General features: G+C 42.1%; 15 protein-coding genes. 11 read left to right on the forward strand and 4 right to left on the reverse strand.

The genetic code is table 11. The annotated features are described in order from the left end of the window. Positions 1-34: 34 nt before the first annotated feature. Positions 35-1,291 carry a valine--pyruvate transaminase gene (locus tag O7C57_RS18835; RefSeq protein ID WP_154622815.1) on the forward strand — a complete coding sequence of 419 codons (1,257 nt, stop codon included), beginning with the start codon at positions 35-37 and terminating at the stop codon, positions 1,289-1,291. Positions 1,292-1,515: 224 nt separating this feature from the next. Here O7C57_RS18835 and O7C57_RS18840 read toward each other — a convergent pair whose 3' ends face one another. Continuing rightward, positions 1,516-3,174 (reverse strand): putative transporter, encoded by a 1,659-nt coding sequence (locus tag O7C57_RS18840; RefSeq protein ID WP_163860540.1) that lies wholly within the window; start codon positions 3,172-3,174, stop codon positions 1,516-1,518. Between the two features lie 356 nt (positions 3,175-3,530). Here O7C57_RS18840 and O7C57_RS18845 point away from each other — a divergent pair, with 356 nt between their 5' ends. Continuing rightward, the gene (locus tag O7C57_RS18845) at positions 3,531-3,881 is read left to right on the forward strand and encodes a YceK/YidQ family lipoprotein (protein ID WP_154622813.1); all 351 of its coding nucleotides are present in this window, start codon (positions 3,531-3,533) and stop codon (positions 3,879-3,881) included. A 238-nt stretch (positions 3,882-4,119) separates the two neighbouring features. On the opposite strand, the gene O7C57_RS18850 is transcribed toward O7C57_RS18845, so the two are convergent. Further along, positions 4,120-5,448, reverse strand: a complete 1,329-nt coding sequence (locus tag O7C57_RS18850; RefSeq protein ID WP_208852755.1) for a DUF3748 domain-containing protein — start codon at positions 5,446-5,448, stop codon at positions 4,120-4,122. A gap of 126 nt (positions 5,449-5,574) precedes the next feature. On the opposite strand from O7C57_RS18850, the gene O7C57_RS18855 reads away from it, so the two are divergent. Next, on the forward strand, positions 5,575-6,189 hold the full coding sequence (locus O7C57_RS18855) for a trimeric intracellular cation channel family protein (RefSeq protein WP_154622481.1): 615 nt from the start codon (positions 5,575-5,577) through the stop codon (positions 6,187-6,189). Between the two features lie 75 nt (positions 6,190-6,264). Here O7C57_RS18855 and O7C57_RS21710 read toward each other — a convergent pair whose 3' ends face one another. After that, positions 6,265-6,450 carry a hypothetical protein gene (locus O7C57_RS21710; protein ID WP_247046730.1) on the reverse strand — a complete coding sequence of 62 codons (186 nt, stop codon included), beginning with the start codon at positions 6,448-6,450 and terminating at the stop codon, positions 6,265-6,267. Positions 6,451-6,857: 407 nt separating this feature from the next. Here O7C57_RS21710 and gmk point away from each other — a divergent pair, with 407 nt between their 5' ends. The 6 genes from gmk (at position 6,858) to O7C57_RS18890 (ending at position 13,389) form a co-directional block, all read left to right on the forward strand. Beyond that, positions 6,858-7,481: a guanylate kinase gene (gene gmk / locus O7C57_RS18865; protein ID WP_154622479.1), complete on the forward strand. Its 624-nt coding sequence runs from the start codon at positions 6,858-6,860 to the stop codon at positions 7,479-7,481. A gap of 57 nt (positions 7,482-7,538) precedes the next feature. Beyond that, positions 7,539-7,814 carry a DNA-directed RNA polymerase subunit omega gene (gene rpoZ, locus O7C57_RS18870; protein WP_004262665.1) on the forward strand — a complete coding sequence of 92 codons (276 nt, stop codon included), beginning with the start codon at positions 7,539-7,541 and terminating at the stop codon, positions 7,812-7,814. Positions 7,815-7,833: 19 nt separating this feature from the next. Next, on the forward strand, positions 7,834-9,957 hold the full coding sequence (spoT, locus tag O7C57_RS18875; protein WP_154622478.1) for a bifunctional GTP diphosphokinase/guanosine-3',5'-bis pyrophosphate 3'-pyrophosphohydrolase: 2,124 nt from the start codon (positions 7,834-7,836) through the stop codon (positions 9,955-9,957). Positions 9,958-9,959: 2 nt separating this feature from the next. Then, a complete protein-coding gene (gene trmH / locus O7C57_RS18880; RefSeq protein ID WP_269723443.1) occupies positions 9,960-10,673 on the forward strand; it encodes a tRNA (guanosine(18)-2'-O)-methyltransferase TrmH in 714 nt (237 codons plus the stop codon). A gap of 10 nt (positions 10,674-10,683) precedes the next feature. Then, entirely contained in the window at positions 10,684-12,765 is a 2,082-nt protein-coding gene (gene recG / locus O7C57_RS18885; protein WP_269723444.1) for an ATP-dependent DNA helicase RecG, read from the forward strand. A 75-nt stretch (positions 12,766-12,840) separates the two neighbouring features. Beyond that, a complete protein-coding gene (locus O7C57_RS18890; RefSeq protein WP_154622475.1) occupies positions 12,841-13,389 on the forward strand; it encodes an NADPH-dependent FMN reductase in 549 nt (182 codons plus the stop codon). A gap of 91 nt (positions 13,390-13,480) precedes the next feature. Here the strand turns inward: O7C57_RS18890 and gltS are convergent, their stop codons facing one another. After that, positions 13,481-14,695, reverse strand: a complete 1,215-nt coding sequence (gene gltS / locus O7C57_RS18895; protein WP_154622474.1) for a sodium/glutamate symporter — start codon at positions 14,693-14,695, stop codon at positions 13,481-13,483. Positions 14,696-14,930: 235 nt separating this feature from the next. Here gltS and O7C57_RS18900 point away from each other — a divergent pair, with 235 nt between their 5' ends. Together O7C57_RS18900 and O7C57_RS18905 are read left to right on the forward strand one after the other, a co-directional pair. Beyond that, positions 14,931-16,313: a uracil-xanthine permease family protein gene (locus O7C57_RS18900; protein WP_154622473.1), complete on the forward strand. Its 1,383-nt coding sequence runs from the start codon at positions 14,931-14,933 to the stop codon at positions 16,311-16,313. Between the two features lie 116 nt (positions 16,314-16,429). Further along, the gene (locus O7C57_RS18905) at positions 16,430-18,229 is read left to right on the forward strand and encodes an AsmA family protein (RefSeq protein ID WP_249999677.1); all 1,800 of its coding nucleotides are present in this window, start codon (positions 16,430-16,432) and stop codon (positions 18,227-18,229) included. Positions 18,230-18,273 lie beyond the last annotated feature (44 nt).

Genomic DNA, 18,273 nt, shown 5'->3' on the forward strand with positions numbered 1-18,273 from the left:
TTAACAAACTACTTAACATATGTGAATAAATGAGATGATATTTTCTAAATTCGGTAATAAGTTCGCTCAGAATTCAGGGATTTCAACCTTAATGAAAGACTTGAACGACGGTTTGAGAACCCCAGGTGCAATTATGCTCGGTGGCGGTAATCCTGCGCATATTCCAGAAATGGATGAGTATTTCCAAACTTTATTGTCAGAAATGTGTGCTAACGGCAAATTAACTGAGACTTTGTGCAATTATGATGGTCCACAAGGTAAAGATGCCATGTTGAAAGCGCTAGCAGCAACTCTAAAAGCGAAACTCGGCTGGAATATTAGTGCAAAAAATATCGCGCTATCCAATGGTAGCCAAAGTGCGTTTTTCTATCTATTTAACTTGCTTGCTGGTCGTTTTGAAGATGGTATCACGCGTAAGGTCCTATTTCCGCTAGCACCAGAGTATGTGGGTTATGCTGACTCTGGTTTAGATGATGATTTGTTTGTCGCAAATAAGCCTCAGATTGAATATTTACCCAATGGTCAATTTAAGTATCGCGTTGATTTCAATACATTGGAAATCACGGATGATATTGGTGTCATTTGCGTCTCTCGTCCAACAAACCCAACGGGTAACGTGATCACCGACGAAGAAGTTGAACATCTTGATCAATTAGCCAAACAACACAATATCCCCTTATTGATTGATAATGCATACGGCGTACCTTTCCCTGGCATTATCTTCAGTGAAGCAACCCCTTTTTGGAATGACAATGTCATTCTCTGTATGAGCCTATCAAAACTTGGCTTACCGGGAACACGTTGTGGGATCATTATCGCTAATGAAGAAATCATCAACGCTGTCAGTAATATGAATGGCATTATTAGTTTAGCACCAGGTGGTGTTGGACCAGCGCTAGCGTTAGAAATGCTGCAACGTGATGAGCTGATTTCTCTATCTAAAAATGTTATCGGTCCTTTTTACCAACAACGTGTCAAAGACGTGATTCAAATCATTCGTCGTTACATACCTGAAGATAGGTGTTTGATTCATAAACCTGAAGGCGCTATTTTCTTGTGGCTTTGGTTTAAAGACCTACCGATTACAAGTTTAGAGCTCTATCAGCGACTGAAAAAACGCGGTGTTTTGATGGTTCCAGGCCATTACTTCTTCCCTGGGCTTGAGGAAAACTGGCCTCATGCTCACCAATGTATGCGTATGAACTATGTACCTGAGCCGGAGAAAATTGAGAAGGGTATCGCTATTTTGGCTGAAGAATTAGAACTAGCTTATCAAACAGTTGAGTGCTAATACGCAAAAGTTAAATAAAAAAATAGCCCTTTTATTGAAGATAAAAGGGCTGAAAAAATTAGCGAGAACTCCGTAATCAAGTATTACATTACGAATATCATTCAACGATATTAAAGCACCTTTTGAATAAGTTCATTGCTTGAATAAGCACCATTTTTACCTCTATATACTCTCATACCCTATTTCTTCACAATCAGACTTAAGATTTTAAATAGTTCGTTATGTCACATCGCCCAAAATAAAATCGCCAGTAATTGCGGGGAAATGATACGTAAAAACATCGCTAAGGGATAAACTGTCGCATAAGAAAGTGCGGGCGCTCCACTTGTTGGATGAATATTATTCGCAAATGCTAGCGCTGGTGGATCCGTCATTGAGCCCGCTAGCACACCACACAGACTGAGATAGTTCATTTTGCCAAAAATTCGAGCCACAAGACCGGTAATAAATAAAGGTACAAAAGTAATCAACAAGCCATAGCCAATCCATGTCAATCCGTCACCTTTAACTAAAGTGTCAATGAAGCCACCACCGGAATTCAGCCCCACAACGGCAAGGAACATCACGATACCAAGCTCGCGCAATGCAAGGTTCGCACTTGGAGGCATAAACCAATATAAACGCCCTATTGTCCCAATACGCCCTAAAATCAGTGCGATAACTAATGGGCCTCCTGCTAAACCAAGTTTTAATGCCGCGGGAAACCCCGGTATAAAGAGCGGTATTGACCCCAAGACCACACCAAGGCCGATCCCGATGAATACAGGCAGCATTTGTACTTGCTGTAATTTATGTTTTGCATTACCGAGTAGAGCACTAACCGCCTCGATAGATTCAGGACGCCCGACTATATTGAGGATGTCACCAAACTGGAGAATCGTATTGTTATTAGCCACAAGCTCAACACCAGCGCGGTTCAATCGTGTTACCACGACATCATATTTCTGTTTTAAATTAAGGTCGCGTAGGCGTTTGCTGAGTACTGCATCATTTGTTACAACCACCCGCACTGAGTGCAAGACGGAACTTGATGTCGATAAGGAAGCATCAACTTCTTCCCCTAAGATTAAACGTACTTTATTCAGATCTTCTTTCTGCCCAACAACATGCAGTAAATCGCCTAACTGAATTTCTGTTGTGGGTTGAGGCACCATCAGCATTTCACCTCTTTTCAGCCTTGAACAAACAATCTCTTCACTTCCCAATAGCGGGATATCTTGCATCATGAGACCATCAAGGTTGGTGTTGCGAACAGCGATATTCATTGTTTGTAACGTTTCTCGTTGATGCATATTTTGATTGCTAAACGCAGACGCTTCTTTATCAACAGCAATCCTAAAAATGATACGTATCAACCACATCACAAGTAAAATACCGCAGATCCCCATAGGGTATGCCATCGCATATCCCATTCCCATTTGGCCGACTAAAGCAGGATCTGAACCTAAGTCAGTCAATATTTGCTGACCCGCACCTAATGAAGGCGTGTTCGTTACCGCACCTGAAAAAATACCTAAAATAATCGGTAAAGGGATATCGGCTAATTGGTAAATAATCGCCGTCACCACAGCACCCAGAACAACGATTAATAAGGCAAAACCATTCAGTTTTAATCCCGATACGCGTAGCGATGAGAAGAATCCAGGCCCAACCTGAATCCCAATTGTGTAAACGAATAGAATCAATCCAAATTCTTGGATGAAATGCAGCATGTGAGCATTTAGTTGTAAATCATAGCTTTGCGCAAAATGACCCACAATAATACCGCCAAATAATACCCCTCCTATACCAAGCCCAACATTACGGATTTTCCAATTACCTATCCATAAACCTAATGCAGCCGCTAACGCCAACAAACTCACAGTAAGAGCTAATTCACTCATAGACCGCTATCCTTTTGACGAACCGTCACTTACAAAACGTAACTTGAAAGGTGGTAAAACATACAACTGAATCGATTATGTCAAATAAAAACAAAGTAATATGTGCATTAGCCCACAGTTCAAAAGGAATTACATTTTGTTCAGGACACCTTTGATCAGCAATTCACTTAGTTAGGAAATAGTGACTTATATTTGTTAACTTTTCTTACAAATGAGGATATTGGTTTAAATCTTTATCTACACTTATAATACAAAAATAACGATTTGTATTATGCTCTGATTGTTAATTTTGCATTTTTAGCTATTATTGACTCAGGAAACAATAATAAATTTAAAGGGTAGGTTAAATAAATTATATGGCTGGGTTATTACTAACGAGAATATTGATCTGTACTCCTCTTCTTTTCTTAACTGGTTGTTCCAGTATTATGACTCATGCTGGTCCTTCGGATGGTTATTACCCCGGTTCTAAAAACAGTTTAGAAATGCTTAAAGATGAAAATACGGGCTGGGTAATGCGCCCATTACTGGCGATTGACCTACCTTTTACCGCCATTATGGACACCCTATTAATCCCTCTTGATTACGTAAAATCAGACAGTAACCCTGAAGAGAGTTCACCTAAAAAGCGTATTGAAGCATTAGACAAACAAACTAATACGACATTGAACCATAATCAAATTCATTCAGAGAATAATCTAGAATAATGTATTCAAATAACGAGTATTATTGTTTTGGTGATGACCTCTTTATTTATATAATTAGTTAAATAAATCATCTAATTAATACTATTTAATAATGATTTAATAAATCGGCCATTCTTATTGACACCGATTGTCGATATATCGAATAACAAAAATAGCTTTATTAAAGATGAATACATGATGAAGAGGCAAAATCACCTCTTCATCTCAAAAACAGATTGCCGTCATCTTTTTGCCAATATCAACCACCCAAGCCCGTTTCTACCGTATAAATCTGTCTAAAACCATCGGCTTCATCACGCATAAAAGCAATCAGACGATCATCCGGTGAGAATACAACCGCATCAGCAACGGGGGAAACGTCACTACGAACCGTTAATCTGTGTAATTCCCCTGAAGTCATATTGCAACGCATCACGCTGTTATCACAAATAAAAGCAATATGCTGCCCTTGGCTATCCCAGCTAAAGGCGGATTGAATTGGCATTCTACTATGCGTAATTTGTGTTAGCGCCCCTGTACAGGTATTCACTAACCACAGCTGAACAATGCCATCATCATCTTTCATCAGGCAAGCAATTGAGCGGCCGTCGGGTGATGAGCGTAACCAGTGTCTAGGGTGTTTAGCTAACCCAGGATATCGGCGCTCATGAGTATATGTCAGCCTTTTTTGCTGAATGTTTTTCGGTGGGAAGGGCATTCGTGACTCAGTACCTTGTAATGGAAATTCACCTTGTTGAGTGAACGCATTTTCGTCGTCAGGCAAATTAACGAGGAAAATTTCTGGGATAATCTCGCCATTAGCAGCATGAGTATCACCAATAAAGGTAATTGCCTTATTTTGCCATTGTCCGTTTTCCATTAGGTAGCCTTTCTGCCCTACCCACCCCTCTTCATAAGCTCGACTAATATCGTCACTTCCAAGGCGAGGCGTAGGTACCGTCTGGGAGATAACACAACAAAAGTATTCGCCATTATACTCACGCTCATGGCCTTTAGGTTCAACGAGTACTTTTTTTATCGGCACAGCTATAGCTACATTTCGTTGGTCTAATCGAACATCAACTTCATGCATCACATGATCATTGTATGTAAAACTTAGCCATTTACTGTCAGGGCTAAAGACATGAACGTGTGTCCCTCCTCTTAATGCCCCAGCGATGTATGGCGGAGTGATACACATCGCATCGATAGAATATGCCGTTCCTAAATGATCATCCCTAACATATACGCCTCTGCGATGGTGAAAATCATATTTCCACTGCTCATTAGGGAATTCCGGCCCATGTATAAAGGCATAACGAGGTGGATTTTCAGCACTGACGGTCACCACTCCAACGTGAGCACCATGATGAGCACGATAAATTTCTATTTGTTTTTGCGTATTAACATGAATTTTTTCTATCGTTAATCCAGTAAACGAACTCGCACTCGGCCGAACATCATAAACTAGCCATTGGCTATCCGCTGTCCAAACATTAATATTTGTAAGTTGATGACTTCGTTTATCATCTGTTATTTGAGTTTCTTTATAAGGCAATTTACTGTTCAATCTGTTATCCTGTGACATCTTTTAATATGGGCTATCGGATTATTTTAACTAATCTATTTTGTAAGGCACTAGAAAAACTCAGTCGAGAATTTCTACAAGTAATATTACCCTTTAGCAATAACTTTAGTGTCGAATAGAATCATCATGTTATTAAGTGTTCTTTATATTATTGGTATCACCGCGGAAGCCATGACTGGCGCTCTTGCAGCGGGACGGCGTAAAATGGACGTCTTCGGCGTTATTATTATTGCATCAGCAACTGCGATTGGCGGGGGCTCGGTTCGTGACGTCCTACTTGGCCACTACCCATTAGGCTGGGTACAAAACCCCGAGTATATTCTTACTGTTGCTGGCGCTGCTGTTGTCACCATTTGGATAGCGCCAATGATGAAGCATTTACGACGTTTGTTCCTTATCCTAGATGCAATCGGCTTAATTGTCTTTTCAATTCTTGGCGCCCAAATTGCTCTTGATATGAATTATAGCCCAGTCATAGCTGCAATTGCGGCTGTGATTACGGGGGTATTTGGTGGCGTTCTTCGCGACATGTTATGTAATACCATTCCTCTCGTATTCCAAAAAGAAGTCTATGCGGGCGTCTCATTTGCTGCCGCATGGTTGTATATCGGGCTTTTATACACCCCGCTCCCACAAGATATTGTTGTGATTATTACCTTAATTGCAGGCCTAAGCGCCCGACTTATCGCCATCCGTTATCGTTTAGGCTTACCGATCTTTAACTATGAAAGCCAAGATTAATGATTCATGCCATCACATAATTAAAAGGGTGGCATGTTTTTTATATCGCTAACGATATTAAGTACATTCCGTATTTCAGGTATCAATAGCCATTGATTTCATTTTACCTTGCGCGTTTGCTGAGTGTTGCACATTGAAATCATTCAGAATGGCTTTCTTGCTGAGACAATAAATAGCGACAACTGAAAGCACCATTAATGATATAAAAAGCGTTAACTTCAGCGTCAGTCTAAGCCCATTCGCCTTTTGCCTAAATGACATAAACCATTCTTATCATCTTATTTGGTTATCTCAGAACGCTATAATCTTGAAGCGATATTCTTTAATTTACCGTATATTTTCATTGGCTTTGCGAAACATTTCGCAAAAAGTATGTACTTTGTATAAATAGAGAAATATTTTATCGCATCGCTTCGCAATTCATCTATTTATTAAATAAATTGCGCTGTATACTCTAGATGATATGAAAGGTAATAAAGGGATACGTCGCTAAAGGGATAGCTCGTTGGCTATCGATATAATGAATCACTACAGCCATGTCGCAGCGATAAATGACGAGATAATTTATGCTTTATTGATAACGCTGCATGTTCGCTTAAGTCCGTGTATACTATGTGGGGTTTATTATCATCATTTATGTTTAATCCTCGACTATTCAAGAAACCATCATGATACAAGGCACGTTATATATTGTTTCTGCCCCAAGCGGTGCGGGTAAATCTAGCCTGATCCAGGCGTTGTTGAAAACACAACCGTTGTATGACACGCAAGTTTCTGTCTCTCATACAACACGAGCTGCACGACCTGGTGAAGTTCATGGTGAGCACTATTTCTTTGTCTCTGAAACTGAATTTTTGACGATGGTCGAAAATAATGAATTCTTAGAACATGCATGTGTATTTGGCAATTACTATGGGACTTCTCGACCTGTTATTGAAGAAGTGCTCAAAAGTGGTGTAGACGTTTTTCTCGATATTGACTGGCAAGGTGCTCAACAAATTCGCGCTACAATGCCTGAAGCCCGTAGTATTTTTATACTACCACCATCAAAAGATGAACTTTATCGCCGCTTACGTGGCCGAGGCCAAGATAGCGATGAGGTCATTGAAAAACGTATGTCACAAGCGGTTGGTGAGATTGAACATTACAATGAGTATGACTATCTCATTGTAAATGATGATTTCAATACTGCATTAAGTGATTTGCAATCTATTATTCGTAGCGAACGTCTAAGATTAGAGCGTCAAATTCAACGACATGGTGCTTTAATCAGCAAATTACTGGCAGACTGAGAATAGTTTCAGTATCATATCAGGTCATTTTTTTATTTCTTTTGGAGTAGCACATTTATGGCACGCGTAACTGTTCAAGACGCAGTAGAAAAAATTGGTAACCGCTTTGACCTCGTACTGGTCGCGGCTCGCAGAGCGCGTCAGTTACAAACTGGCGGTAAAGACCCTCTAGTTCCTGAAGAAAACGATAAATATACTGTTATCGCACTCCGTGAAGTAGAAGAAGGTTTAATCAACGGTCACATACTGGATGTACGTGAGCGTCAAGAGCAGCAGGAACAAGAAGCGGCTGAAATGCAAGCAGTTTCTGCTATAGCTGAAGGTCGTCGCTAATCACTAAGGTGGGTCTGCCTTGTATCTGTTTGAGAGCCTAAATCAAGTAATTCAGAAGTACCTTCCTCCGGAACAGGTTGAATTACTGAAAAAAGCCTATGTTGTCGCCCGGGATGCCCACGAAGGACAAACCCGCTCAAGTGGTGAGCCATATATAACTCACCCAGTTGCTGTGGCCTGTATTCTGGCTCAAATGCGCTTGGATCATGAAACATTGATGGCAGCGCTACTTCATGATGTCATTGAAGATACTCCAGCGACATTTCAGGATATAGAAGAGCTATTTGGCACAACTGTTGCGGGTCTCGTTGAAGGTGTATCTAAACTCGATAAACTAAACTTTCGAGACAAAAAAGAAGCTCAAGCAGAAAACTTTCGCAAAATGATCATGGCGATGGTCAAAGACATTCGCGTCATTTTGATAAAACTGGCAGACCGCACTCATAATATGCGCACGCTAGGCTCATTAAGGCCTGATAAGCGTCGACGTATTGCAAGAGAAACATTGGAAATCTATAGCCCTCTTGCTCATAGATTAGGTATTCATCACATCAAAACTGAGCTAGAAGAGCTTGGGTTTGAAGCCTTATATCCAAACCGTTATCGCGTTATCAAAGAAGTCGTTAAAGCAGCTCGCGGCAACCGTAAAGAGATGATCCAAAAAATCCTCTCTGAAATCGATGGTCGCCTAACCGAAGCGGATATACCTTGCCGAGTCAGTGGCCGCGAAAAACATCTTTATTCTATCTATCGCAAAATGCACCTTAAAGAGCAGCGCTTCCATTCAATTATGGATATTTATGCTTTTAGGGTGATAGTCAAAGATGTCGATACCTGCTATCGCGTATTGGGACAAATGCATAATTTGTACAAGCCGCGCCCAGGCCGTATCAAAGATTATATCGCTATCCCAAAAGCTAACGGCTATCAATCGCTACACACCTCATTAATTGGCCCACACGGTGTTCCTGTCGAAGTACAAATCCGTACAGAAGATATGGATCAAATGGCTGAAATGGGGGTTGCTGCACATTGGGCTTATAAAGAACAAGGCGAGCAAGGCACAACCGCTCAAGTACGTGCTCAACGTTGGATGCAAAGTTTACTTGAGCTACAGCAAAGTGCAGGTAGCTCTTTTGAATTTATCGAGAGCGTTAAATCTGATCTATTCCCCGATGAGATTTATGTCTTTACACCAGAAGGCCGCATTGTTGAACTGCCAACGGGCGCGACACCTGTCGATTTCGCCTATGCCGTGCATACGGATATTGGCCATGCTTGCGTTGGAGCTAGGGTTGATCGTCAGCCTTATCCATTATCTCAAGCCCTCACCAGTGGGCAAACTGTCGAAATTATTACCGCGCCGGGCGCTAGACCAAATGCCGCTTGGCTCAATTTTGTCGTCAGTTCAAAAGCACGCGCTAAAATCCGTCAGTTACTGAAAAACCTCAAGCGTGAAGATTCAATCAACTTAGGTCGCCGCTTATTAAACCACGCTCTTGGCGCAGGTCATAAATTAACGGATGTCCCCCAAGCAAATATTGATCTTGAATTAGCCCGCATGAAGCTCAACTCTATCGACGACTTACTGGCTGAAATAGGTTTAGGAAATGCAATGAGTGTTGTGGTTGCGCGTAATTTACAAAGCAATCCACAAGTTTCCCCAGAGGAAGAGGATGAGCCCGTCATCACAACACGCAACAAGCTGTCCATAAAAGGGGCAGATGGTGTTCTCATCACCTTTGCGAAATGCTGTCGCCCTATCCCTGGCGACCCTATTATCGCTCATATCAGCCCAGGTAAAGGACTCGTGATACACCACGAATCTTGTCGAAACATTCGTGGCTACCAGAAAGAGCCCGATAAATTTATGGCTGTAGAATGGGATAATGATACCGATACTGATTTCATCGCCGAAATCAAAGTCGATATGATTAACCATCAAGGGGCGCTTGCTAATTTAACAGCTGCTATCAATGATGCTAACTCAAGCATTCAGAGTATGAATACTGAAGAAAAAGATGGCCGTGTTTATTGTGCCTTTATCCGCCTAACAACCAAAAACCGGGTTCAGTTAGCAAATGTTATGCGCAAAATTCGGATCATGCCTGATGTATTACGAGTTAGCCGGAACCGTAATTAACTATGAATGAACGCCGCTATCGCCGCATTTGCCAAATGATGGCGATGCGGCAGCCAGACCTCACCATTTGCCTCGAAGAAATTCATAAACCCCATAACGTATCTGCCATCGTACGCAGCGCAGATGCCGTTGGCATCCATCAAATTCATGCTATTTGGCCAGACCAAAAAGTTAAACTTTCCGTTTCTTCTGCCGCAGGAAGCAATAGCTGGGTCAAAGTCATTTCACATCAATCCACTGAAGAGGCTATTTCACAGATAAAATCACAGAACATGCAAGTTCTTGTAACGAACTTATCTGAACAAGCCGTCGATTTCCGTGAAATTGATTATACTCGCCCGACCTGTATTATGATGGGGCAAGAAAAAAAAGGGATCTCTTCAACAGCACTGAAATTAGCCGATCAACACATTATTATTCCAATGGTTGGTATGGTTCAATCCCTGAATGTCTCTGTCGCCTCGGCACTGATTCTCTATGAAGCACAGCGCCAAAGGCAACTTGCTGGTATGTATTCCCGCGAAATAAGCCAACTTTCAGAGCAAGAGCAGCAAGAGTGGCTATTTGATGGCGGCTATCCCATTCTTGCAGAGGTTGCCAAGCGTAAAGGCTTACCACGGCCTTATATCAATGAACGAGGAGAGATAGAAGCCGATGCGTCTTGGTGGGCACAAATGCAGCTAAGTGAAAAAATGAAAAAACAGCAGCTAGGTTAAGGGAGAAACAATGAACAGTGGCCTACTTGATACGATTTCATTGACCACGCTACATGGTGTTGGGGCTAGCCAATCTGAAAAACTAAGTAAGATAGGGCTAAATACTGTTCAAGATTTATTATTACACCTCCCTCTTCGTTATGAAGATCACACGCGTCTTTACCAAATTCGTGACCTATTGCCAGGTACAACCGCAACTATTTTAGGGGAAGTATTACAAACTAAGGTCGTCTTTGGCCGTAAGCGCATGATGACTAGTCTTATCACCGACGGAACAGGCAACTTAACTCTACGATTTTTCAATTTTTCGGCAGCAATGAAAAATAGCCTTGCAGAAGGTCGCCATGTTATTGCTTATGGCGAGGTGCGTCGTGGCAATACTGGTCCAGAAATCATTCACCCTGAATATAAAGTCTCTCAAGATACGAGCAATATTTCTCTCCAAGAGAACCTCACCCCCGTTTATCCCACAACAGAAGGGGTAAGGCAGGCAACACTGAGGAAATTAATTGAGCAAGCGTTAGCGCTATTAGATAACGGGCAGATCAAAGAACTATTACCTGAAGAACTTAGCCGTGGTTTAATCAGCCTTCCTGAGGCAATTCGCTTATTACATACTCCACCACCTAACGTTGCCTTAAGTGAGCTAGAAAAAGGTCAGCATCCCGCTCAAAAACGTTTAATACTCGAAGAGCTTTTAGCACATCATTTAAGTATGTTGGCGATCCGTGCAGGCAATCAACGCCTTTATGCTCAGCCTATGACACTGGACGGCAAACTAAAAAAACAATTTTTAGCCCAGTTACCTTTTTCCCCAACTAACGCTCAAAATCGTGTGGTTGCCGAGATAGAACAAGACCTTGTCAAAGATGCACCGATGATGCGTTTAATTCAAGGGGATGTTGGCTCAGGAAAAACACTCGTTGCCGCATTAGCGGCTTTATCTGCGATTGAAAATGGTCAACAAGTGGCTTTGATGGCACCAACCGAGATTTTGGCTGAGCAACATGCTAATAATTTTAAATTATGGTTTGAACCTCTCGGGATCAATGTGGGTTGGCTTGCTGGCAAGCAAAAAGGTAAAGCGCGCCAGCAGCAGCAAGATGCCATTGCAAATGGTGAGGTGAGCATGGTCATTGGGACTCACGCCCTGTTTCAAGAGCATGTCTCCTTTAAAACTCTTGGTTTGGTTATCATTGATGAGCAACATCGGTTTGGTGTGCATCAACGCCTCGCTTTACGTGAAAAAGGTGAACAACAAGGGTTTCACCCCCACCAATTAATTATGACTGCCACACCGATCCCCAGAACTTTGGCAATGACCGCTTATGCTGATATGGATACCTCTATCATTGATGAGCTGCCTCCTGGGCGAACACCTGTTACGACAGTGGCCATTCCCGATACTCGGCGTAAAGATATTATTGAACGTGTCAGGCAAGCCTGTATTGATGAGGGCCGCCAAGCCTATTGGGTCTGCACTTTAATTGATGATTCTGATGTTTTAGAAGCGCAAGCAGCACAAGCGACGAGCGAAGAGTTATCATTAGCATTGCCCGAATTAAAAGTAGGTCTCGTGCATGGAAGAATGAAACCCGCCGAAAAACAGAGTGTGATGACGGCATTTAAAAATAATGAGATTCAGCTACTAGTTGCAACTACCGTTATCGAAGTGGGTGTTGATGTTCCTAATGCAAGTTTAATGATTATTGATAATCCAGAACGACTAGGGCTAGCTCAATTGCACCAATTACGAGGCCGAGTAGGTCGAGGTGCTATCGCCTCTCACTGTGTACTGCTTTATAAAACACCGTTAACCCATGTCGCCAAACAACGTTTACAAGTATTACGCGACAGTAACGATGGTTTCGTCATTGCTCAAAAAGATCTGGAAATCAGGGGGCCGGGGGAATTATTAGGAACACGCCAAACCGGCAATGCTGAATTTAAGGTCGCTGATTTACTGCGAGATCAGCATATGTTGCCTGAAGTACAACGTATCGCGCGCCATATTCAGCAGAACTATCCTGAAAATGCCAAATTGATTATTGAAAGGTGGCTACCTGAACGCGAGCAATACAGCCAAGCTTAATGCAATCGTAGCACTATAAAGACCTTAATACGTTTTGTAAAAATTAAAAGCCATAACAACAAGGGATAGTGGAACATGAAGATACAAATCTTAATTGGTAGTGTTCGACAAGCACGAATAGGACCTCAGATAGCACACTGGGTCAAGGATGTCGCTGCGAAAAATTATCCAACTGAAATCCTTGATCTCAGAGATTGGCATTTACCAATGGATGATGAACCCTATCTCCCCGCCGAAGGAATATATACCCAAGCACATACCATTGCTTGGAGCAAAAAAATCGCTGAAGCCGATGCTTATATTTTCGTTTTTCCACAATATAACTGGGGCTATCCAGCCGCACTAAAAAATGCGATAGACCATTTGTATAAAGAGTGGAACAACAAACCTGCCTTAATGGTCAGTTATGCCAATCGAGGTGGTGGAAGAGCTGCGGAGCAGTTGCAACAAGTTTTGCAAGGTATTCATATGCGTACCACAGAATCTCATTTAGAAATTAAGCTATCTGAGGTTAATTTCTCACCTTCCAACAGTGATACCTCTTACCCTGAAACACTTGACCATTATGAAAATGAGCTTGTTTCAGCGCTACATCAGATGAGCCTGTTACACACATCGCGCTAATTTCATTATTTATTATGTGCCCTATAAACGAAAATTGCCGTGAATAAATTCACGGCAATACCTGCTATTTACCTTTATCTATTTTTATCTGTTATCCCGTTATTGAAGGAAATACCGGTAACATTAAATACAGTTTGATCACAATCGCATTGACGATATCAATAAAGAATGCACCAACCATTGGAACAACTAAGAATGCAAGATGAGATGGACCAAATCTATCCGTTACTGCCTGCATGTTAGCGATTGCTGTCGGTGTTGCACCTAGACCAAAACCACAGTGACCTGCCGCCAATATCGCTGCGTCATAGTTCTTACCCATCACACGGAAGGTCACGAAAATGGCATAGCCTGCCATCACACAAGCTTGAACAGCCAAGATCACTAACATTGGGATTGCTAGAGATGCCAGTTCCCAAAGTTTCAGGCTCATCAGTGCCATCGCAAGGAATAAGGAAAGGCTCACGTTACCGACAACAGAAACCGCACGGTCGAATACACGATAAAAACCCGCAATAGATAAGCTGTTGCTTAAAATAACGCCCACAAATAGCACACAAACGAATTTAGGTAGAGCAAACGCTGTGCCCGCTAATAACTCTGCAATATAGCTACCTGCCATTAAACAGATCGCGATCATAGCAATCGTTTCGATCAGTACCATCGAAGTAATCATACGGCCTGATTGTGGTTTTTCAAAAGCAGTAGGGACATCTTTATCATCATCCCCAGTACCTGGCGTAGGAATATTGCGGATCAGGAAACGTGCAACTGGACCGCCGATTAATCCACCGAGTACCAAACCAAATGTTGCACATGCCATCGCAACTTCAGTTGCACTTTGGAAACCGTAATTTTCAGTGAAGATCTTACCCCATGCAGCTCCGGTACCGTGACCACCTGATAAGGTAATCGAACCAGCAAGCAGCCCCATAAGAGGATCAAGACCAAGTAATTCCGCTAAGGCAATACCAACCGTATTTTGTACTAGCAGTAAGCCTACAACCACAAAGATGAAAATAAAGAGTGCCTTACCACCAGCCTTCAAGCTGGCTAAGTTTGCGTTTAAACCGATTGTCGCGAAGAAGGCTAACATCATCGGTTCTTGTAATGATAAATCGAAAGATAAGCTCCAATCGAATACTTGCTTGATCACTAATAAGCTAAAAGCGACCAGCAACCCGCCTGCAACAGGCTCAGGGATAGTATATTTCTCTAGGAAAGGAACTGTTTTTACAAGTTTACGTCCGAGCAATAGCACAAGGGTAGCTGCCACAAGCGTACCGTAGACATCGAGATGATACATTTATGTACCTCGTCTGTTGTTAATATTATTTAAAACTAGTAAGACGTTAATTTCTTCCTTAAAACGCCAAAAGCAGGTAACTGAATTAGAAAAAAAATTGGCGATAAACACAAGTTAAAACATATAAAAATGTGACATTCCTTATCTAACAATGAAGAAATATTTTTCGCGCAAACGATTGCTTTTTAAATTAGTCGCTTTACAATGCTTTTTTTGTTGGCAGAGAAAGACCAAAATGACCACCGAAGTATCTCAAAAACAGGCTGTTGACGTCGCACCTAAAAGTGAACTCATTTACCGATTAGAAGACCGACCTCCTCTACCCCAAGCATTATTTGCAGCTGGACAGCATCTTTTAGCGATGTTTGTTGCAGTGATCACCCCGGCAATGCTCATTTGCCAATCATTGGGGCTTCCAGCGCATGACACTCAGCGTATTATTAGCATGTCTCTATTTGCTTCTGGTATTGCCTCTTTAATACAGATCCGAGCATGGGGTCCTGTGGGGTCGGGGTTACTCTCAATACAAGGTACAAGCTTTAACTTTGTTGCACCTTTGATTATGGGAGGGGTTGCACTTAAACAAGGTGGTGCTGATATTCCTTCGATGATGGCAGCACTTTTTGGCACACTACTGGTTGCAGCGCTCACTGAGGTGGTACTCTCTCGCTTCCTACATTTAGCACGACGGGTAATTACTCCTCTCGTTTCGGGTGTTGTTGTCATGATAATTGGTTTATCACTCATTCAAGTCGGATTAACGTCTATTGGTGGTGGTCATACCGCAATTTCTGATAATACTTTCGGTTCCCCTGATTATTTATTGCTAGCGGGTATTGTGTTGGCTGTTATCATTTTACTTAACCGCCAAAAAAATCCTTACTTGCGTGTTGCCTCTTTAGTTATCGCCATGGCAATTGGTTATATTGCTGCTTGGTGGTTAGATATGTTACCTACAGCTCAAGAGACAAACGCGAAACAATCCATGATGACGATACCTGAGCCGTTTTATTATGGGTTGTCGTTTGATTGGAATCTGTTAATTCCGCTGATGCTAATATTTATGGTGACCTCTTTAGAGACGATTGGTGATATTACGGCAACATCCGATGTTTCAGAACAGCCGGTACGTGGTCCAATCTATATGAAGCGAATTAAGGGTGGCGTCTTAGCGAATGGTTTGAACTCGATGGTATCTGCCGTTTTCAATACTTTCCCTAACTCCTGTTTTGGTCAAAATAATGGGGTGATACAGCTTACTGGCGTCGCCAGCCGTTATGTCGGCTATATCGTAGCGTTAATGCTTGTTTTATTAGGTTTATTCCCAGCTGTTGCCGGTTTTGTACAACAGATCCCTGAGCCTGTACTTGGCGGAGCAACAATTGTGATGTTCGGAACCATCGCGGCATCTGGCGTACGTATTGTCTCCCGTGAACCACTTAATCGTCGAGCGATCATGATTATTGCATTATCCCTTGCCGTCGGAATGGGGGTTTCGCAGCAGCCGTTGATTTTACAGTTTGCGCCGGACTGGCTGAAAACTTTATTTTCATCCGGTATCGCGGCAGGCGGTTTAACTGCAATTATTCTGAATTTAATTTTCCCTCACGAAAAGTAACCTATCATTTACCGCCAGAGTTGAATACACTGGCGGTTATTCTGTATTCTATCTTAGTCATTTACCCGGCAGCGCTTTCATCCAAACAATCCAATATATGGAGAGGCAGATAAACCATGAGGTGGTTAACTAAGCTCATCACGACCCTTTTACTACTGTTGTTATTAGTGGTTATATTTACTTACGCTGGGCTGCAAACACGCTGGGGTGCATCCTATGCCAGTCAGTTGTTAAGTAAATTCACTGATTATGATATTAAAGTGGGTATCATGGGGCATGAGTTTGCCAATGCTGGAGAATTTATCTTTCAAGACGTCAACATTGTGTCACGTCATAAAGATATGACTTTGGATGCTAAGCAAATGATTGTTGATATAAACTGGCGTAATTTATTGAGTGGCACCGCCATTCGTCGATTAGTCATCACCGAAGGGAATTTAGATATCTCCTCTGTAGAGACTGCCACGCCAATACCTTTAAATGCCAATATCCTGCAATTTGAAAATAGCCGTATTCAACTAAATCAAGCAAATAATAAGTTCAACGTATTTGGCTTTACGGGTGGCATTACACCATGGCACCCCACGACTAACCATCCTTTCGGCTACGGAGACTTTCGATTTACCACAAAAGAATTGAATATTAATGAGTTACCATTAAAAACGGTTGCAGTCACCGGTAAGCTCGAAAAAAATCTTACTGAATTTACTCAAGCCAGTGGCTACCTCAATAATGGTTATATTAAAGGCTCAGGAAAGGTGTTAACGGACAGCACCATCACAGTTGATTCTTTAGTCATGGACAAAGTTGGTTGGCAAAATAATATTCCCTTTGCTTCATTAAATCAGGCTCTCAATAGTCACCGTACAGTGTCCTTGAAAAATGTCGCTCTCACTAATGTGGATATCCAAGGAAAAGATTGGGCAATTTCAGGGCTCAATACTGAAATCGACCACCTTGACTGGGTCAGAAGTAGTTGGAGTAGCCCAGAAAGTCATATTAATTTCAGCATTAATCAACTCGTTATTAATGATCAACAACTTGATACGCTGATTGGCAATCTCAACCTTCAAGGCGATAACCTCAATATCGAGAAACTTTCAGGTTATTATTACAAAGGGGTATTTAGCCTTAATGGTGTATGGCAACGTAATAATAAAACGCTGACACTCAATGACGGCAAATTAGCCGGTATTTTATATACCTTGCCTGAAAATTGGCTACATTTCTTCAGCCAACCCTCACCTGATTGGTTATCCGGCTTAACGATCAAACAATTTACCTTATCGCAGTCTTTATTGATGAATATTGCCCCTAGTTTCCCATTCGAATTCACGGCACTGAGCGGCAAAATAGAAGACGTCAGCCTTATTAAACAAAAACAATGGGGGATTTGGAGTGGCAAAGCCACCTTTAATGCCGATAGTGGAACCATCAATCAAGTTATGATACGTCGGCCTTATATGGACTTACGCCAAAGTGGTCAAAGTTCTGCTGCGGCTTCATTCACTACAAGCACAGACAAAGGGCTGGTGAAGTTAGGGTTATTAGTCAAGCAATCCCCTAAAAAAATCCCCTTTTTACTCCGAGCCTCAGGGACTAATATTGAGCTTTCCGCTTTAAATCAATGGGGTTGGCAAGGCTTCCCATCTCAAATCGTGGGTGATTTTGATGCCTCATTGCAAGGTGACTTGTTAGCACCATCATTAGCTAGCAGCTTAAATGGTGAATTAGTGGCAATACCATTACAAGGGAAACAGATGTATCGAACCGTTGTGAAAGGCGTCGTCACCTCATCAGTTGAAAATGAGGCCTCACCGATGGAGCCTCAGCCCGCTCCTGCTACGGCTCCCGACGCTATTCCCACGAATATTTTGCCAACAAATGAGCAAATTCCCGCGCTGATAACTCAATAAATAACAAGGCAGGCCAGCGATCACGCTTGGCCTGCCTTTAAAAT

Source organism: Providencia sp. 21OH12SH02B-Prov (assembly GCF_027362595.1).
GTDB classification, from domain to species: Bacteria; Pseudomonadota; Gammaproteobacteria; order Enterobacterales; family Enterobacteriaceae; genus Providencia; species Providencia zhejiangensis.

Coding starts and splice junctions, on each gene's coding strand:
- O7C57_RS18835 (WP_154622815.1), top strand. CDS start 35: ATGATATTTTCTAAATTCGGTAATAAGTTCGCTCAGAATTCAGGGATT.
- O7C57_RS18840 (WP_163860540.1), bottom strand. CDS start 3,174: ATGAGTGAATTAGCTCTTACTGTGAGTTTGTTGGCGTTAGCGGCTGCA.
- O7C57_RS18845 (WP_154622813.1), top strand. CDS start 3,531: ATGGCTGGGTTATTACTAACGAGAATATTGATCTGTACTCCTCTTCTT.
- O7C57_RS18850 (WP_208852755.1), bottom strand. CDS start 5,448: ATGTCACAGGATAACAGATTGAACAGTAAATTGCCTTATAAAGAAACT.
- O7C57_RS18855 (WP_154622481.1), top strand. CDS start 5,575: ATGTTATTAAGTGTTCTTTATATTATTGGTATCACCGCGGAAGCCATG.
- O7C57_RS21710 (WP_247046730.1), bottom strand. CDS start 6,450: ATGTCATTTAGGCAAAAGGCGAATGGGCTTAGACTGACGCTGAAGTTA.
- gmk (WP_154622479.1), top strand. CDS start 6,858: ATGATACAAGGCACGTTATATATTGTTTCTGCCCCAAGCGGTGCGGGT.
- rpoZ (WP_004262665.1), top strand. CDS start 7,539: ATGGCACGCGTAACTGTTCAAGACGCAGTAGAAAAAATTGGTAACCGC.
- trmH (WP_269723443.1), top strand. CDS start 9,960: ATGAATGAACGCCGCTATCGCCGCATTTGCCAAATGATGGCGATGCGG.
- recG (WP_269723444.1), top strand. CDS start 10,684: ATGAACAGTGGCCTACTTGATACGATTTCATTGACCACGCTACATGGT.
- O7C57_RS18890 (WP_154622475.1), top strand. CDS start 12,841: ATGAAGATACAAATCTTAATTGGTAGTGTTCGACAAGCACGAATAGGA.
- gltS (WP_154622474.1), bottom strand. CDS start 14,695: ATGTATCATCTCGATGTCTACGGTACGCTTGTGGCAGCTACCCTTGTG.
- O7C57_RS18900 (WP_154622473.1), top strand. CDS start 14,931: ATGACCACCGAAGTATCTCAAAAACAGGCTGTTGACGTCGCACCTAAA.
- O7C57_RS18905 (WP_249999677.1), top strand. CDS start 16,430: ATGAGGTGGTTAACTAAGCTCATCACGACCCTTTTACTACTGTTGTTA.